Below are 16,596 nucleotides of genomic sequence, written 5' to 3'. Positions count from 1 at the left end.
GCTCAAGAATAAAGGATACGCAGCACTGATGAGCAAAAAAGTCGCAACCATACCTTGCCCCGAATTTAAAGGTGGTCTAGCAACCAGTCACGGGCACGGGTCAAGGCAGTTTCATATACATCCAGCAAGGGCAGTTTATCCAGCACCTGCGCCTGGCCACTGCGGCTGATCCCCGCCAGCGCCTGAATTTCCTGCTCCGGGCATAAAAAGTCATGACGATGGCCAATACTGAGCAGGGGGACGGAGGTTTTTCGTGCCATCAGTCCCTGGGTTTTTAAAGACAGTCCCCGGCAATGATGAAACACGCTGTTCCAGTCGTTACTGATCATGCCCAGCCGGTTGGCCACACTGTCTCTCAGCATGGCCGGTGCCCGCATAAAGCGCTCCTGTTCGCTGAAAAACAAATTGGCGGCACCGGCAATGCTGACGGCAGCCCGCAGCCGGAATGGCTCCAGACTGGCCAGCCGGGCCGCCACATTGCCGCCCATGCGCACCCCCAGCATGGCGACCCGGCGTTCATCAACCCAGGGAATATTCGGCACATAATGCAGCACCGCCTGATGCAGCCGGCTGCTGTCCTGTACCAGAGGCCAGTGAGAAGAGTAACCGATACCGGGCATGTCAACGGTCAGCATGGCAATACCCGCCGGAGCCAGAAAACGATGATAAAAATGCCAGAAGTCGAGCTGCAGGCTGTCCAGGCTACCGCTTACTATCACTAAAGGCAGTGGTCTGTCGGCGGCGGGCAGATGCAGATAACCCTGCACTTCCTTGCCGTTAAAGGGAATACGCAGTTCTTTTAACGGCACCGGCAGCAACCGCCCGGCTTCCCGGTAAGCCTGATTGGCCAGTAACTGAGCCTGCAACGCAAGCCGGTCACCTTTCAGATGAGGATAACTGGCCAGCGAAAAGTAACGGGCCGCGGCCAGAAAGTGCTGCTGAGCCTGATGCTGACCACTGGCCTGACGCGCCTGTTGTTGTGCCGCCGCTCCCAGCTGACTCCACTCAAATACCCAGTGGCCGGGCCCATATTCCACCAGCGTATCCAGCCAGGCATCCACACTGCGCCTGCCGGTAGCCATGGCCATGCGCGCCAGTGTGGCTTCTATTTCGATACTGTCTATGCCCTGCCAGTGCCAGAGAGCCCGCTTTTGCAGCCGGTAAAAGGCGGGCAGATCGGCACCATCTACAAATGGAGCCGGCTCTTGTGGTACTGCCGTGCGCCGGCCGGCATAGCTGATGGTGGATGTTTCAGGAACATGGTGTACAGCTGAAAACAATTGCTCGGTCACGTTGCTTTGCAGGTCTGTCATCGGCACTCCGGCGTCTGAAAATAAAAAAGGCCCCGAAGAGCCTTTTTATCATGCCTGGTCCTGATCGCACAGAGGCGTTACAAAGGTCACGCTCATGTCCCAGGGTTGTTCAATCCAGGTATCCTGGCCAACACGCACTTCAAAGTCATCTACCAGCGGCTCGCCTTTGGGCTTGGCAAACACGGTAATGAACTTGGCCTTGGGATACAGCTCGCGGATCACCTTGGCGGTATTACCGGTATCAACCAGATCATCCACAATCAGGAAACCTTCGCCGTCGCCGTTTACCTGCTTGAGTACCTGCAGATCATCACGCTGCTGATTATGGTCGTAGCTGGAAATGCACAGGGTGTCTACGTGACGAATACCCAGCTCACGGGCCAGAATGGCGGCAGGTACCAGACCACCGCGGCTGACGGCAATAATGCCTTTCCACTGGCTGGCCGGCAGCTGGCGGGCAGCCAGCTTGCGCGCTTCGCGCTGAAAAGAGTCCCAGGTGACGACGAATTTGTTGGACATATAAAAGAACCTTTGGGTGTTGGCTTTAAAACAGAATGGCCACCCGGCAGCCTGCATTGACGGACTGGCGGGCAAACAATGGGCGCATTATAAAGATCGCGCTCATTCTTGACCAGCTAAACAGCTTTTTCGGCGAAGATCCTTCCCCACCATGTTAGACCAAAGTCTAAGACGACTTTATCTCATTTCCCTGAATACATACTTACTTTGTGGGAATTAGTACCTAGAATGAGTTCGGCACGGAATCTGACCACAATAAAAAGGAATTTAATGTGAACTGGCTTCGCTCTCTGACCATCGCAAAACGGCTCTACCTGAATCTGTTATTACTGTCTGCAGGCATTCTTGGTGTCACTCTGCTGATGTTATGGTTTTTTTATCAGAGCCTGGTAGAAGAAAAGCGCACTCAGGCCATGCATCAGGTACAGCAGGCCAGCAGTGTTATTCAACATTATTACGCTCAGCAATTAAGCGGCCAGCTTTCAGAAGCCCAGGCCCGCTCGCTGGCCAAGGTCGCGGTAGCCGGCCTGCGCTATGGCAACGATGACTATTTCTGGATCAATGACCATCACCCCCGCATGATACTGCATCCCATGAAGCCGGAGCTCAACGGTGAAGACCTGAGCGGCTTTCAGGATCCCAATGGCAAGCGGCTGTTTGTTGAAATGGTGCGGGAAATAGAAACCGGTGGCCGCGGCTTTGTACACTATCTCTGGCCCAAGCCCGGCCTGAGTGAACCGGTAGAAAAAGTCTCTTACGTCCAGCTGTTCGACCCCTGGGGCTGGATTATCGGCACCGGTATTTATATTGATGATGTAGAAACTCAGCTGTTTGAGCTGGCAGGCAAGGTCATGCTGCTGATGCTGGGCCTGGGTGCCGTGGCGGTGCTGGTAGCCGTGGTACTGATCCGCAGCATTCTTAATCCGGTAAGTCAGACAGTCAGTGCCCTGAGGGATATTTCTCACGGTGAGGGTGACTTGCGCCAGCGCCTGGATGAAAGCGGCAGGGATGAAATTACCCAGCTCAGCCAGAGCTTTAACCAGTTCTGTGCCCGCCTGGGCGACACCATTCGCCGGCTCTCGCCCATCAGCCAGGAAGTTACGCAGGCATCCGGCCGGCTGTCGGAAATCGTACGTCATAACCGCAGTGTGTCGGAGCAGCAGTCCGCTGAAACCGAGCAAGTGGCCACCGCCATGCAGGAAATGCTGGCCACCAGCAGTGAGGTTGCCCGCTCTGCCGGCCAGGCTGCCAACGCCAGCCGGGAGTCCTCCGTTGCTGCCCAGCAGGGCTCGCAACAGGTAGCAGAGACCTGCGAGCATTCCTCCGCGCTGGTCAATGAACTCAGTCAGGCTCAGCAACGGCTGGGAGCGCTGGCAGAACGTACCAAGGAAATTGGTACCGTGCTGGAGGTGATCCGCACCATTGCCGAGCAAACCAACCTGCTGGCACTGAATGCCGCCATTGAAGCAGCCCGGGCCGGTGAGCAGGGCCGCGGCTTTGCGGTGGTGGCCGACGAGGTACGGGAGCTGGCCACCCGCACCCAAAGTTCCACCAATGAGATTGAGCAAATTATTCATGGTCTTCAGCAGGAGTCGGATGATACTGTCACCCGCATGCAGACGCTGATGCAGCGCGCCGAGGAAACTCAGGGCAGCGCGGTACAGGCAGGTGAGGCTCTGGCAACCATTACCGAGCGCATGACGCTGATTAACGACATGAACAACCAGATTGCCACCGCCGCCGAGCAGCAGCGCCAGACCACGGAAGAAATGAGCCGCAACCTCAGCCGTCTGAGCGAACTGGCAGAAGAAGTGCGCAGCAAAACCCATGAAACCGACAGTGCCGGTACCGCCCTGCTCGGTCTGGGACAGCGGCTGTCAGCAGAAGTTGACGGTTTTAAAGCCTGAGCCTCTCAGATTTTGAGGCCGGTAATGGATAACGGCCGCAGAGGCAGGGTAAGCTGAATGCACTGTTTTATTTGCCGGTAACCGCATGACTTCCATACGTACTTTAGCCCCGGCCAGTGTCTGGGGCTTTTTTGACACCATCTGCAGCATTCCTCACCCTTCCGGCCATGAAGCCGAACTGCGTCGCTGGATCACTCTATGGGCCAACGATCTTGGCCTGGTGGTACAACAGGATGAGATTGGTAACTTGCTTATTAAAAAGCCCGCCAGTCCCGGCATGGAAAACCGCAAGGGAGTGGTGCTGCAGGCCCACCTTGATATGGTGCCTCAGGCCAATGCCGGCACGCAGCATGACTTTACCAGGGATCCCATTCGTCCGCGCATTGACGGTGACTGGGTCTGTGCCACCGGCACCACCCTGGGTGCCGACAATGGCATTGGCATGGCCGCCTGTCTGGCCGTGCTGGCCGACAACACACTCACACACGGTCCGCTGGAAGTGCTGCTGACCGTCGATGAAGAAAGCGGCATGACAGGCGCTTTTAATCTTCAGCCCGGCTGGCTTGAAGGCGAGATACTGCTCAATACCGACTCGGAGCAGGACGGTGACGTTTATATGGGCTGTGCCGGTGGTGTGGATGCCAACATTACCCTGCCCTATCAGGCCGAGCCGGTACCACCAGGCCTGGTGGCGCTGCAGCTGAACATCAAGGGCCTGCGTGGTGGCCATTCCGGCATCAATATTCATGAAGGCCGGGCCAGTGCCAACAAGCTGCTGGCAGAGCTGCTGCATGCCTTCAGCCGGTTTGAGCAAGTGCGGCTGAGCACGCTTGCCGGCGGTACCCTGCGCAATGCCATCGCCCGGGAAGCCAGTGCTGTGCTGGTATTGCCCGAGCAGGACCAGCCCGAACTGCACGCGCTGCTGGCGCAATATCAGCAGCAATACTGCAGTGAGTTTCAGGGTGTTGACGATTTTATTCAGCTAGAACTGCTTCCTTGCGCACTGCCCGGGCGAATAATGAACCGGCCCCTCCAGCAACAGCTGGTGCGGGCTCTGCTGGCCTGCCCTCACGGTGCCCTGGCCATGAGCCGTACCATGCCTGACGTTACACAGACGTCCAGTAACCTGGGAGTCATTGAAACCCGCGATGATCATATTCATGTGCAATGCCTGATCCGCTCGCTGGATAATGCCGGACGAGACAGGGTGGCCGCCATGACCACCGCTGTATTTGAGCTGGCCGGTGCCACCGTGATGCTGGACGGTGCCTATCCGGGCTGGCAGCCCAACCCGGACTCCCCCATCATGAAGCTGGTGCTGGATACGCACAAAGACGTATTTGGCGAGCTGCCGGCGGTTAAGGTTATTCATGCCGGCCTGGAATGCGGTTTGCTGGGCCATGTGTACCCGCACTGGGACATGGTGTCGTTCGGGCCGACCATTCAGGGTGCTCACTCTCCCGATGAGCGGGTCAGCATCAGTGCTGTGGAGCGCTTCTGGCAATTACTGGTGCGCGTACTGGAGCAAACACCCGAGCGCGTCAGTTAACGACAAAGACAAGGCCGAAGACATATTCAGCACAGGGATTTTCGCTTATGATTTGGGCAGTTTATTATGGAGGTGCCCGATGAAAGCAAAATCCCTGTTACTGCTTGGTGTGCTGGTGACCACACCGGCACTGGCCGACAACCTTCTCAGCCGGGCTGTTGATTTTGGCCGTGAACTGCTGGATGAAACCCGCAAGCTGGCCCCGGGTGTGCAGAATGACTACAGCAATGACGGCTACCAGCAAAACCAGGCCCATCCCGATGACGGCCGTGATGCGCCGGCACTGGAGCCGGGCACAGCCACGACAAGCTCAGCGCAGGCACAGAGCAGCGGTCCCGCCGCCGTGGTGGGCAGCGCACAAGCCGCACCGGCGGCCCCACAATCTAATCAGGGCTGGTTTGTGGAAGAAGATCACCTTAAATAACCCGGGAATGGGGAGTCGGGAATAGGGAACCCCTGCTCCCTAATCCCTATTCCCTGGTTTCAACCCCACTCAAACCCGAGCTGGACGCCGCTGTCTTCCCCAGCCAGCTCCGCGCTTATACCCACCAGCCGCACGCCGCGGCCTTCTGCCCGCTCCCAGATCTGTTCACACAGCTTAAGGGCTGACTCCAGCTCGGGCACTGTGGTGCGCCGTGATAGTGTGGTCTGTTCAAAATCGTCAAACTTGAGCTTGATGCACAGACCACTGATGGGCCGTTCAGCCAGCCGGCGCAGCAGTTCCGGCCAGAGCTGCTGTAATATTTCCCTGCCCTGCTCAGCAGCATAAATATCCGCAGCCAGTGTGGTTTCCACGCCCACCGATTTGCGTACTCTGTCGGTCTGCACCGGCCGTTCGTCAACGCCCTGAGCCCGCTGCCACAGCGCATAACCAAACTTGCCGAAATGGCGCACCAGAGTGTCTTCACCGGCAGCCACGGCCTGATCGCAGGTTTCCAGCCCCATGGCAGCGAGTTTTTCTGCGGTTTTCTGGCCTACACCGGGAATCTTGCTCAGTGCCAGGCCACGCACATACTCAGGCACCTTCCCCGGTGACAGCACAAAGAGACCATCGGGTTTGTTTTCATCAGAAGCAATTTTGGCCAGAAACTTGTTGGGTGCCACGCCTGCCGAAGCAGTCAGCTGCAGCTCGTCACGAATGGCCCGGCGTATATCCTCGGCAATTAAGGTGGCGCTGCCGTTAAACAGCGGGCTGCCGGTCACATCCAGGTAGGCTTCATCAAGGGAAAGGGGCTCAACCAGCTCGGTGTAGCGATAAAAGATGGCACGGATTTGCTGAGATACCCGCTTGTATTCCGCCATATTACCGCGAATAAGCAACAGATGAGGGCACAACCGCAGCGCCTGATGACTGGGCATGGCCGAGCGCACACCAAACTGACGCGCCGGGTAGTTGCAGGTGGCAATCACTCCCCGCCGGCTGGCACTGCCGCCAATGGCCAGAGGAATGTCCCGCCACTCAGGGTGAGCCCGCATCTCCACGGCGGCAAAGAAACAGTCCATGTCCACATGAATGATTTTACGCATAACGACAATGCGGGGATTAGGGAATAGGGATTTGGTTTTCTGTCACTCCGGCGCAGGCCGGAGTCCAGAGCGGATGACACAGTGGCCTGCAGGATGGATTCCGGCTCGAGGGCCGGAATGACCAAGTCCCTGGTCCCCAATCCCTAGTCCCTGCTTTTAGATGATGCGGTTTTCTTCCAGCATTTGGCGGCGGGCTTCTTCCTTGGCCATTTTCTTTTTGCGGTTGTCGCATGGATCCGGGCAGTCACAGGCTTTTTCTACACCAATGCCACCCAGGCCGCCGCAGGAGCCGGAAATGGTCTTGCGCTGAATAATATAGCCAATGGCCATGGCCGCCACCACCAGCGCAAAGACGCCAAAAGTAATCAGAAAATACAGCATATCAACCTCTTAGATACTTCTTGAAGGCGCTGGACATATCCACTTTAAAGCCATCGTCCGTTTTGGTCAGCAGATAGACCGCCAGCCCCCGCTGCTCGGCAAATGCCAGTGCTCGCTCGGTTCCCATCACCGTCAGCGCCGTGGCCAGACCGTCTGCCATCATACAGGACGGATGAATGACTGTCACCGACGCCAGCCGGTGAGTAATGGGCTTGCCGGTAGCCGGATCAATGGTATGGGAAACCCGCTCACCATCCAGCTCGTAGTAATTACGATAATCACCGGAAGTCGCCACACTGGTACCGGCAATGGTTACCACCTGCTGTACCATGCCCTCACCTGCACCGGGTTTTTCCACCGCTATACGCCAGTCCTGACCATGAGCATTCAGGCCCCGGGTTCTCACCTCACCACCAATTTCCACCAGATGATTGGTCAGCCCCTGCTCGGAGAGGTATTCCGACACCGCATCCACACCAAAGCCCTTGGCAATGGACGACAGGTCCACATAAAGCCCGGGCAGGGATTTTTGCAGATAGTCACCATCGGCACGGGTGATCACCGACAGGTGAGCCAGACCGGTCTCGGCCTTGGTCTCTGCCAGCTGTTCATCACTGGGAATATGCGTTGGCCGGGCGTCAGGGCCAAAGCCCCACAGGTTGACCAGCGGCCCGACGGTCACATCCAGAGCGTCGTTGCTGTCCCGCCCCAGCTGCAGCGCGGCAGTTACCACCTTGGCGGTGTCGCTGGATACCTTAAAGGGAGCCTGGTCCCGATACTGGTTAAACCGGCTCAGCTCGGAGTGTTCACGGTAAGTGGACATTTGATCATTGACCAACTCCAGCCGGCGGTCGATTTCAGCCTGCAATACCTCGGCCTGGCTGTCACCGGCACCCACTACTTTAACGGAATAGTAAGTACCCATGGTGTTGCCAGTCAGGTGCAGCTGAGTTGCAACATCATCTGCCGGCCGGCAGGCCGCCAATAAAAAGGCCAGCCCCAGTGGGGCCAGCCAGTTAATTACGCGAATCATCATTTGTGATTAACCACCAAAGTCATCCAGCATGATGTTCTCGTCTTCAACGCCCAGGTTCTTGAGCATGTTGATAACGGCGGCGTTCATCACGGGCGGTCCACACATGTAGAACTCACAATCTTCCGGCGCTTCGTGATCCTTCAGATAGTTTTCATACAGTACGTTGTGGATAAAGCCGGTGTAACCGTCCCAGTTGTCATCGGGTAGCGGATCACTCAGGGCCACATGCCACTGGAAGTTCTCGCACTGTTCCTGCAGACCGTCAAAATCTTCCACATAGAACATTTCACGCTTGGAACGGGCACCATACCAGAAGCTGATCTTGCGCTTGGAGTTCAGGCGCTTGAGCTGGTCAAAGATGTGCGAACGCATCGGCGCCATGCCGGCACCACCACCAATGAACACCATCTCGGCATCAGTATCTTTGGCGAAGAACTCACCGAAGGGACCGGAAATGGTGGCCTTGTCGCCGGGCTTCAGCGACCAGATGTAGGAAGACATCTTGCCGGGAGGCGCGGTCCAGTTGCTGGGCGGCGGCGTGGCAATCCGCACGTTCAGCATAATGATGCCTTCTTCTTCCGGATAGTTGGCCATGGAGTAGGCGCGAATGGTTTCTTCGTCTACTTTGGACTCCAGATCAAAGATCTTGAACTTGTCCCAGTCTTCGCGGAATTTCTCCGGTACATCAAAGTCTTTGTACTTGACGTGGTGAGGCGGCGCTTCAATCTGAATATAACCACCGGCGCGGAAAGGTACGCTTTCGCCGTTGGGAATCTTCAGCTTGAGTTCCTTGATAAAGGTCGCCTTGTTATCGTTGGAGATAACTTCACAGTCCCACTTCTTGATGCCGAACACTTCTTCCGGCAGCTCGATCTTCATGTCCTGCTTAACGTTCACCTGACAGGACAGACGCTCGCCTTCGCGAGCTTCACGCTTGGAGATGTGATCCAGCTCGGTAGGCAGAATTTCACCGCCACCGTCCAGTACCCGCACCCGGCACTGGCCACAGGAGCCACCGCCACCACAGGCAGAAGAGACGAAGATACCGTTGGCCGCCAGAGCACCCAGCAGCTTGACACCGGCACCGGATGTGATCGCCTTATCGGGATCGTCATTGATGCTGATAGTCACATCCCCTTCCGCGACGAGCTTGGACTTGGCAAACAAAATGATGCTTACCAAAGCCAGCACGATCACGGTGAACATGACCACACCTAAAATGATTTCCATCGTTTATTCCTTTTCCGTCACTGGGTTTACAGAGAAATGCCAGAGAAAGACATGAAGCCAAGGGCCATCAGACCGGCGGAAATAAAGGTGATACCCAGACCACGCAGGCCATCGGGCACATCCGCATACTTCATCTTCTCACGCAAACCGGCCAGCAGTACGATAGCCAGCATCCAGCCCACACCGGAACCAAAACCGTAGACGATAGACTCGCTAAAGTTGTAGTCCCGCTGCACCATGAACGACACGCCACCAAAGATGGCGCAGTTTACGGTGATCAGCGGCAGAAAGATGCCCAGGGCGTTGTAAAGTGCCGGAAAGAACTTATCCAGGGTCATTTCCAGGATCTGCACCAGCGCCGCAATTACCCCGATAAAGGTAATGAAGTTCAGGAAGCTCAGATCCACCCCTTCAGTCAGGGCACCGTCTTTCAGAATGAAGTTGTAGATGAGGTTGTTAACCGGCACTGAAATAGTCAGTACCACAATAACCGCCACACCCAGACCAAAAGAGGTCTTTACCTTTTTGGACACCGCCAGAAAGGTACACATCCCCAGGAAGAAAGCCAGGGCCAGGTTCTCGATGAACACGGAACGAACAAACAGACTCAGATAATGTTCCATCTTTTACTCCTTGGCCTCCACCTGCTCGGGGCGGAAGGTACGCAGTACCCAGATAAAGCCACCAATAATAAAGAAGGCGCTCGGCGGCAGCAGCAGCAGACCGTTGGCCTGATACCAGCCACCGTTTTTGATCAGCGGCAGAATTTCAATGCCAAACCAGGTGCCGGAGCCAAACAGTTCACGAATGGTCGCTACTACCAGCAGGATAAGACCATAACCCAGACCGTTACCGATACCGTCCAGGAACGACATCATGGGCGGGCTCTTCATGGCATAGGCTTCGGCGCGGCCCATTACGATACAGTTGGTGATGATCAGACCTACGAATACCGACAGCTGCTTGGAGATGTCATAGGCATAAGCTTTCAGGATCTGGTCCACCACGATTACCAGAGAGGCGATAATCGCCATCTGGGCAATAATCCGTACCGAGTTGGGGATCTGGTTGCGGATAAGTGAGATAAACAGGTTGGAGAACGCTGTTACCGCAATTACCGCCAGCGACATTACAAATGCCGTCTGCATCTGCGAGGTCACCGCCAGGGCAGAACAGATACCCAGCACCTGAAGGGCGATGGGGTTGTTGCCAATGATGGGACCGAACAGAACCTTTTTCATTTCAGCTTTATCAGCCATTGTTCAGTTCTCCTTCACGAACCTTGGCCAGGAAAGGACCAAAGCCTTTCTCACCGAGCCAGAATTCAAAGGTTTTTTGCACACCGTCGGAAGTCAGGGTTGCGCCAGACAGGCCATCAACACTGGAAGGAGCACCCTGAGGAGCACCGCCCTTCACCACTCTCAGTGCCGGCTTGCCATTTTCATCAAACAGCTTTTTGCCAACAAACTGAGCGCGCCAGTTAGGGTTTTCCACCTCACCGCCGAGTCCGGGAGTTTCACCCTGCTCGTAGTAAGTGATGCCCTTGATAGTGTTGCCATCGGGTGCCACAGCCACAAACGCATACATGGTAGACCACAGGCCCTGGCCATGTACCGGCAGAATGATGCTGTCCAGCTCGCCGTTTTCGTTCTTGGCCAGGTAAACCGGGGCCAGGTTGGCACGGCGGCGAATGCCGGCGGGATCTTCATCGGGGCTCAGCTTGATGCTGGTGGCCGGATCCTTGGCGGCATTGCGCTGGTTGTAGCCGGCAGCGGCTTCGTCAGTGAGCTGACCGGTGGTCAGGTCAAGCAGGCGTGCTTCAATGAAACGGTCATAGGTTTCCGCTACATCTTCACGGCCCAGACCGGCCACACTGACAATGTTGGTCTGCACGTCCAGCGCCTGATTACGCTGCTGAGTCGGCTTCAGCGAGACAGCAGCCCCGGATACAATAATGGAGCAGACCAGGCACAGGCCGCCAACAACGGCAAAGGTTCTGCCGATAGATTCTTTCTTAGCCACGGGCCAGCCTCCGTTTGATATTTGCCTGAACCACGAAGTGATCGAACAGGGGAGCGAACAGGTTGGCGAACAGAATGGCCAGCATCATGCCTTCAGGGAAGGCCGGGTTGACCACACGGATCAGCACCACCATCAGACCAATCAGGGCGCCGTACCACCATTTACCCTTGTTGGTAAAGGAGGCAGAAACCGGATCGGTGGCCATAAACATCATACCGAAAGCAAAACCACCCAGTACCAGGTGCCAGTACCATGGCATGGAGAACATGGCGTTGGTATCGGAGCCGATAAAGTTGAACAGGGTGGCAGTTACGACCATACCCACCATCACACCGGCCACAATGCGCCAGGAAGCAATGCCCATATAGATGATGAACAGACCACCAATCAGAATGGCAAGGGTAGAGACTTCACCGATAGAGCCCTGAATGTTACCGATAAAGGCATCCATCCAGCTGATGACAGCACCGGTGTTGGCGTCCATCAGCGCAGCCTGGCCGCCGGCAGCCCACTGTCCCAGCGCAGTCGCGCCAGAGAAGCCGTCTACGGCAGTCCAGACGGTGTCACCAGAGATCTCGGCCGGATAGGCAAAGAACAGGAAAGCACGGCCTGCCAGTGCCGGGTTAAGGAAGTTTTTGCCGGTACCGCCAAAGATTTCCTTGGCCATGACCACACCAAAGGTGATGCCCAGCGCCGCCTGCCACAGCGGCAGGGTTGCGGGTACGATCAGTGCGAACAGTACGGAAGTTACGAAGAAGCCTTCGTTTACTTCATGCTTGCGCACAGAGGCAAACAGCACTTCCCAGAAACCACCGACAATAAATACCGTCAGGTAGATGGGCAGGAAGTAGGTGGCACCCAGCAGCATTTTACTGCCCCAGCCGGCACCTTCGCCCAGGGTCGCCCCCAGACCACTGGCCAGACTGTAACGCCAGTTGCCATCAATCACACCAGCCAGATCGGCCGGGCTGTACATGCTGGTGAGGGCCGCAATGGCCTGGCCACCGGCGTTGTACATACCAAAGAACATGGCCGGGAAAGTGGCCATCCACACCATGATCATGATGCGCTTCAGATCGATGCTGTCACGTACATGGGAGGATTTACGGGTAACCATGCCCGGAGTGTAAAGTACGGTAGCAACCGCTTCGTACAGAGCGTAAAACTTCTCGTATTTACCGCCCTGCTCAAAGTGGTGCTCCATGTTTTCCAGAGTCTGCTTTAAGCTCACTTCTTAGCCCTCCAGCTCAATCTTGGTCAGGCACTCACGCAACACCTGGCCATAATCGTATTTGCCCGGGCAAACATAGGTGCACAGCGCCAGATCTTCTTCATCCAGCTCCAGGCAGCCCAGGCTTTGGGCGCTGTCGGTGTCACCGGACAGCAAATCACGCAGCAACAGGGTCGGCAGAACATCCAGCGGCATCACGCGCTCATAGTTACCAATTGGTACCATGGCACGGGCAGAGCCGTTGGTGGTCGTGGTCAGGTCAAACAGCTTGCCCTTGGCCAGATGGCCCAGGTAAGCACGGGTAACCGAGAACTTGTTGGAACCCGGAGCCAGCCAGCCGAACAGTTCCTTCTCGCGGCCTTCCTTCAGTGCGGAGACCTGCAAATGGTAGCGACCCAGATAAGCATGCGGACCATTAGCGTTGGTGCCGGCCAGTACCGAGCCGGAAATCACGCGGTTTTCACCCTCCTGCAGCTCGCCGGCAGTCAGCTCATCCAGAGATGCGCCGATACGGGTGCGCAGCAGGCGGGGCTTGTTCACCACGGGGCCGCCCAGAGCAACCACACGGTCGGTGCAGATTTCACCGCTGGTGAACAGCTTGCCAAAGGCAATCACGTCCTGATAGTTGATGTACCAGACCACCTTGCCGGGTACCACAGGATCAATGAAATGAATGTGGGTACCGGCCAGACCAGCAGGGTGCACACCGCTGAAAACGTGTTCTTTTACGTTCGCGGAGTTGGCCTGTGGCAGGCTGCCTTCACCTTTACATACATGCACCTGGCCGTCGGTCAGGCGGCTCAGCACCTGCAGACCATCGGTAAACGCCTGGGCGTTTTCCTTGATCACCAGCTCGGCATTGGCACTGAGCGGGTTGGTGTCCATGGCGGTCACAAAGATGGAGCGCGGAGCAGAGTCCAGCGCCGGCACCTTGCTGAAGGGGCGGGTACGAAGCGCAGTCCACATGCCGGATTCAACCAGCTGCTCCTGCACAGTTTCACGTTCCAGTTTGGCCAGTTCGGCAGAGCTATAGCTTTGAAAAGTAATCTGCTCTTCGCTGTCGTCTACGGCAATAACAACAGACTGCAAAACACGCTTGGCACCACGGTTGATTTCAACCACGGTACCTGCGGCGGGAGCTGTGAATTTAACGCCAGGATTCTTTTTATCTTCAAACAGAATCTGACCTTTCTTGACGCGATCCTCTACCTTGACGTGCATGGTAGGGCGCATACCCACATACTCCTCGCCCAGCGTAGCAACGCGCTTGATGGAGGGACCATCGTAGATTACTTGCTCTGGTGCCCCGGCAATTGGGAGGTCCAGTCCTTTTTTAATTGTAATCATACTCACTTGCACTACTTGTTAGGGGAAGACAGGTACTTGCCATGAAAAACATGACAACATGCTGATGAGTCGCTACCGGCATGTTGGCATCGCCCTGACAACAGCACGACTACACTCCGGTAACATCCAGCCCGATTTAAAAGGCGCGTAATTCTAGCACTTTTAAAGCGGCGGCTGCCACGGCAATTGCTAAAATTTACCGCCGCAGTCAGTAAAACCCGCTTGTTTCATTTTTCACCAAGCAAAAATAAGGCCATGATTTTCAAGGCAGAATCATGCTTTGGTCGCACAAGGCGGAAAAATGGAAGTGATTTCCAGTCACATCGGGCTGGTAACAAATCTGCTAACCACAAATAACAGATGTCTTAAACCGACACTCCCGCCTTGCCCATGCAGTTGGGGCTGTCGGGCACACCGCCACGGGCACGCCATTCGGCAGGCGTCAGGGTATGCAGTGCCAGCGCATGCACACCACCGGCCAGCTCCTCGGCCAGCAGGGTGTTCAGGGTACGATGACGGGCCAGCAGCCGCTGACCTTCAAAGGCATCGCTCACCACCACCAGCTTGAAGTGGGTTTCCGAGCCGGGTTCCACTCTGTGCATGTAGCTTTCATTTATCACGTCCAGATGCTCAGGTGACAGCGCAGCCATCACTTTTTGTTCAATGGTGTTCTGAATCGACATGTTAATCTCCGGTGATATTCACAACAAAGGACAGGTCCGACGCTCGGGCACTTTCACCCGGTGCCGGCAAACCGCCGAAATGTGAGGTTGATACGCAAATTTGAATCCCGGGCCATTTTGGGCAGGGCATGCTGCCAATGATGCTGCATTTGCCCCGCCATCACCAGCAGACTGCCGTGCTCCAGCCATAATTCACGCTGCTCCCCCTGATGATGACGCAGCAAAAAACGCCTGCCTGCTCCCAGGCTGACCGACGCTATCATGGGGTCCCGGCCCAGCTCGGGCTCATTGTCGGCATGCCAGCCCATGCTGTCCTGGCCGTTGCGGTAACAATTAAGCAGCACACCATCAAAGGGCTGACCGCAAATTCGCTCAAGACGGCCGGCTATTTCCTTTACCAAAGGATGCCAGGGCTCAGGCGCACGCTGCCGGCCGGAATAACGATAGGGCCAGTCGCCCATCCAGCAGGACAGCCGCGGCTCATTCAGCTCACGACCAAACATCATTAACCGGTGCTGCTGCCAGGGAATGCTTTGCTCAAGCTCGGCCTGCCAGGCACCGGCTTCGGCGGCAAAGGCGTCCGGCCACCATAAAAGACGGCCCTGCTTGAGCGTGAGCCACTCTGGCTCTGACCATAGCTGCATGCTGATTTTCCTCTTTAAACTGCTAAAATGCCGCTCTTTGCAAATAATCAGGCATCAACCCCATGAATCATCACTTTCCTCTTGCCGAGGGCGGCGAGCTGACGCTGCACCGCTACCCCCGCCAGGCCCGCCACGGTCTGCAGGCCTGGGAAGCGGCGGACGAATATATCATGAACGAACTGGCCACCCTGGAGTGGGACCGGACTGCTCCCCTGGTGATTCTTAACGATGGCTTTGGTGCCCTGACGCTGGGCCTGCACCAGTACCGGCCCTTTACCGTTACCGACTCCCGGGTAGCCGGGCTGGCGCTGGCTGCCAACGCCGCCGACAACGGGCTTGAGCCTGAGTGGCACTCGCTCACCAGCCTGGACGAGTTGCCCGCCGCGCCCGGCCTGGTGATCCTCAAGCTGCCCAAGACCAATGCCATGCTTGAACACCAGCTCGCCGCCATCAGCCGGGTAGCGGGGCCAAACACGCGAATAGTGGCCGGTGCCAAGGCCAAGGACGTGCATACATCTACTCTGACGCTGTTTGAGCAGTTGCTTGGCCCCACCCGCACCAGCCTGGCCTGGAAAAAGGCGAGGCTGATTTTTACCGAGCGGAATATGGCCATTGCCCCCTCTCCCGCGCCGGCCCCGCTGGCCTGGCCGCTGGAGGGCAGCGCCTTCACCATTTATAACCATGCCGCTGTGTTCTCCCGCGCCAGCCTGGATATTGGTGCCCGCTTTATGCTGGAGCAGCTGCCCGCCAACCGGCCGGGCAGAATCATCGACCTGGGCTGCGGCAACGGTGTGCTCGGGCTGATGGCCCTGGCCCGCAATCCGCAAGCCACCGTCACCTTTGTGGATGAATCCCATATGGCAGTGGCCAGTGCCCAGCTTAATGTGGAGCACAACCTGCCCGATGCCCTGCCCCGGGCGCGCTTTATGGTCAATAACTGTCTTGACGGCGTAGCCCCCGACAGTGCCGATCTGGTGCTGTGCAATCCGCCCTTTCATCAGCAGCAGGCCATTACCGATCATATTGCCTGGCAAATGATGACCGATGCCCGCCGGGTACTGCGCCGGGGCGGCGAGCTGTTACTGGTGGGTAACCGCCACCTCGACTATCACCAGAAACTTAAACGACTGTTCGGTAATCAGCGAGTAGTGGCATCCAACCGCAAATTCGTTATTCTGAGAGCCATTCATACCGCCTGAAGGACCTG

At 56.6% G+C, this 16,596-nt stretch carries 17 protein-coding genes; 4 read left to right on the top strand and 13 right to left on the bottom strand.

Annotated elements, in window-relative coordinates:
• Positions 1-65 precede the first annotated feature (65 nt).
• Both frsA and gpt read right to left on the bottom strand, forming a co-directional pair.
• The gene (frsA, locus tag R0I78_RS09355; RefSeq protein WP_317075149.1) at positions 66-1,313 is read right to left on the bottom strand and encodes an esterase FrsA; all 1,248 of its coding nucleotides are present in this window, start codon (positions 1,311-1,313) and stop codon (positions 66-68) included.
• A gap of 48 nt (positions 1,314-1,361) precedes the next feature.
• Positions 1,362-1,832, bottom strand: coding sequence for a xanthine phosphoribosyltransferase (gene gpt / locus R0I78_RS09350; protein WP_019934385.1), 471 nt, complete (start codon positions 1,830-1,832; stop codon positions 1,362-1,364).
• A 272-nt stretch (positions 1,833-2,104) separates the two neighbouring features.
• Between gpt and R0I78_RS09345 the strand changes: the two genes are divergently transcribed.
• The 3 genes from R0I78_RS09345 (at position 2,105) to R0I78_RS09335 (ending at position 5,712) form a co-directional block, all read left to right on the top strand.
• The gene (locus R0I78_RS09345; protein ID WP_019934386.1) at positions 2,105-3,739 is read left to right on the top strand and encodes a methyl-accepting chemotaxis protein; all 1,635 of its coding nucleotides are present in this window, start codon (positions 2,105-2,107) and stop codon (positions 3,737-3,739) included.
• An 85-nt stretch (positions 3,740-3,824) separates the two neighbouring features.
• A complete protein-coding gene (locus R0I78_RS09340; RefSeq protein WP_019934387.1) occupies positions 3,825-5,288 on the top strand; it encodes an aminoacyl-histidine dipeptidase in 1,464 nt (487 codons plus the stop codon).
• Positions 5,289-5,367: 79 nt separating this feature from the next.
• On the top strand, positions 5,368-5,712 hold the full coding sequence (locus R0I78_RS09335; RefSeq protein ID WP_317075148.1) for a hypothetical protein: 345 nt from the start codon (positions 5,368-5,370) through the stop codon (positions 5,710-5,712).
• A gap of 59 nt (positions 5,713-5,771) precedes the next feature.
• On the opposite strand, the gene dinB is transcribed toward R0I78_RS09335, so the two are convergent.
• From dinB to R0I78_RS09280, 11 genes are all read right to left on the bottom strand, one after another.
• The gene (gene dinB, locus R0I78_RS09330) at positions 5,772-6,815 is read right to left on the bottom strand and encodes a DNA polymerase IV (protein ID WP_317075147.1); all 1,044 of its coding nucleotides are present in this window, start codon (positions 6,813-6,815) and stop codon (positions 5,772-5,774) included.
• 156 nt (positions 6,816-6,971) lie between these two features.
• A complete protein-coding gene (gene nqrM / locus R0I78_RS09325) occupies positions 6,972-7,196 on the bottom strand; it encodes a (Na+)-NQR maturation NqrM (RefSeq protein ID WP_019934390.1) in 225 nt (74 codons plus the stop codon).
• Position 7,197: 1 nt separating this feature from the next.
• Positions 7,198-8,232, bottom strand: a complete 1,035-nt coding sequence (locus R0I78_RS09320) for an FAD:protein FMN transferase (RefSeq protein WP_317075146.1) — start codon at positions 8,230-8,232, stop codon at positions 7,198-7,200.
• Between the two features lie 6 nt (positions 8,233-8,238).
• The gene (gene nqrF / locus R0I78_RS09315) at positions 8,239-9,462 is read right to left on the bottom strand and encodes an NADH:ubiquinone reductase (Na(+)-transporting) subunit F (RefSeq protein WP_317075145.1); all 1,224 of its coding nucleotides are present in this window, start codon (positions 9,460-9,462) and stop codon (positions 8,239-8,241) included.
• Between the two features lie 26 nt (positions 9,463-9,488).
• On the bottom strand, positions 9,489-10,085 hold the full coding sequence (gene nqrE, locus R0I78_RS09310) for an NADH:ubiquinone reductase (Na(+)-transporting) subunit E (protein WP_019934393.1): 597 nt from the start codon (positions 10,083-10,085) through the stop codon (positions 9,489-9,491).
• A 3-nt stretch (positions 10,086-10,088) separates the two neighbouring features.
• A complete protein-coding gene (locus tag R0I78_RS09305; protein ID WP_014291675.1) occupies positions 10,089-10,721 on the bottom strand; it encodes an NADH:ubiquinone reductase (Na(+)-transporting) subunit D in 633 nt (210 codons plus the stop codon).
• Entirely contained in the window at positions 10,714-11,484 is a 771-nt protein-coding gene (locus tag R0I78_RS09300) for a Na(+)-translocating NADH-quinone reductase subunit C (protein ID WP_317075144.1), read from the bottom strand. The genes R0I78_RS09305 and R0I78_RS09300 overlap by 8 nt, the downstream gene beginning before the upstream one ends.
• On the bottom strand, positions 11,477-12,715 hold the full coding sequence (locus R0I78_RS09295; protein WP_317075143.1) for an NADH:ubiquinone reductase (Na(+)-transporting) subunit B: 1,239 nt from the start codon (positions 12,713-12,715) through the stop codon (positions 11,477-11,479). Before R0I78_RS09295 ends, R0I78_RS09300 begins: the two co-directional genes overlap by 8 nt.
• A gap of 3 nt (positions 12,716-12,718) precedes the next feature.
• Positions 12,719-14,062 carry a Na(+)-translocating NADH-quinone reductase subunit A gene (locus tag R0I78_RS09290; protein WP_317075142.1) on the bottom strand — a complete coding sequence of 448 codons (1,344 nt, stop codon included), beginning with the start codon at positions 14,060-14,062 and terminating at the stop codon, positions 12,719-12,721.
• Between the two features lie 365 nt (positions 14,063-14,427).
• On the bottom strand, positions 14,428-14,745 hold the full coding sequence (locus R0I78_RS09285; RefSeq protein WP_019934397.1) for a BolA family protein: 318 nt from the start codon (positions 14,743-14,745) through the stop codon (positions 14,428-14,430).
• Positions 14,746-14,798: 53 nt separating this feature from the next.
• The gene (locus tag R0I78_RS09280; RefSeq protein ID WP_317075141.1) at positions 14,799-15,389 is read right to left on the bottom strand and encodes an alpha-ketoglutarate-dependent dioxygenase AlkB; all 591 of its coding nucleotides are present in this window, start codon (positions 15,387-15,389) and stop codon (positions 14,799-14,801) included.
• A gap of 62 nt (positions 15,390-15,451) precedes the next feature.
• Here R0I78_RS09280 and R0I78_RS09275 point away from each other — a divergent pair, with 62 nt between their 5' ends.
• On the top strand, positions 15,452-16,588 hold the full coding sequence (locus tag R0I78_RS09275; protein WP_317075140.1) for a methyltransferase: 1,137 nt from the start codon (positions 15,452-15,454) through the stop codon (positions 16,586-16,588).
• Positions 16,589-16,596: the final 8 nt, after the last annotated feature.

It is taken from the genome of Oceanimonas sp. CAM02 (assembly GCF_032842915.1).
GTDB lineage: Bacteria > Pseudomonadota > Gammaproteobacteria > Enterobacterales > Aeromonadaceae > Oceanimonas > Oceanimonas smirnovii.
Note: the sequence above shows the minus strand (reverse complement) of the source record. Positions and strands in the feature narration are given on the sequence as shown.

Coding starts and splice junctions, on each gene's coding strand:
- R0I78_RS09340 (WP_019934387.1), top strand. CDS start 3,825: ATGACTTCCATACGTACTTTAGCCCCGGCCAGTGTCTGGGGCTTTTTT.
- R0I78_RS09290 (WP_317075142.1), bottom strand. CDS start 14,062: ATGATTACAATTAAAAAAGGACTGGACCTCCCAATTGCCGGGGCACCA.
- nqrE (WP_019934393.1), bottom strand. CDS start 10,085: ATGGAACATTATCTGAGTCTGTTTGTTCGTTCCGTGTTCATCGAGAAC.
- R0I78_RS09285 (WP_019934397.1), bottom strand. CDS start 14,745: ATGTCGATTCAGAACACCATTGAACAAAAAGTGATGGCTGCGCTGTCA.
- dinB (WP_317075147.1), bottom strand. CDS start 6,815: ATGCGTAAAATCATTCATGTGGACATGGACTGTTTCTTTGCCGCCGTG.
- R0I78_RS09320 (WP_317075146.1), bottom strand. CDS start 8,232: ATGATGATTCGCGTAATTAACTGGCTGGCCCCACTGGGGCTGGCCTTT.
- nqrF (WP_317075145.1), bottom strand. CDS start 9,462: ATGGAAATCATTTTAGGTGTGGTCATGTTCACCGTGATCGTGCTGGCT.
- R0I78_RS09335 (WP_317075148.1), top strand. CDS start 5,368: ATGAAAGCAAAATCCCTGTTACTGCTTGGTGTGCTGGTGACCACACCG.
- R0I78_RS09305 (WP_014291675.1), bottom strand. CDS start 10,721: ATGGCTGATAAAGCTGAAATGAAAAAGGTTCTGTTCGGTCCCATCATT.
- gpt (WP_019934385.1), bottom strand. CDS start 1,832: ATGTCCAACAAATTCGTCGTCACCTGGGACTCTTTTCAGCGCGAAGCG.
- nqrM (WP_019934390.1), bottom strand. CDS start 7,196: ATGCTGTATTTTCTGATTACTTTTGGCGTCTTTGCGCTGGTGGTGGCG.
- frsA (WP_317075149.1), bottom strand. CDS start 1,313: ATGACAGACCTGCAAAGCAACGTGACCGAGCAATTGTTTTCAGCTGTA.
- R0I78_RS09275 (WP_317075140.1), top strand. CDS start 15,452: ATGAATCATCACTTTCCTCTTGCCGAGGGCGGCGAGCTGACGCTGCAC.
- R0I78_RS09280 (WP_317075141.1), bottom strand. CDS start 15,389: ATGCAGCTATGGTCAGAGCCAGAGTGGCTCACGCTCAAGCAGGGCCGT.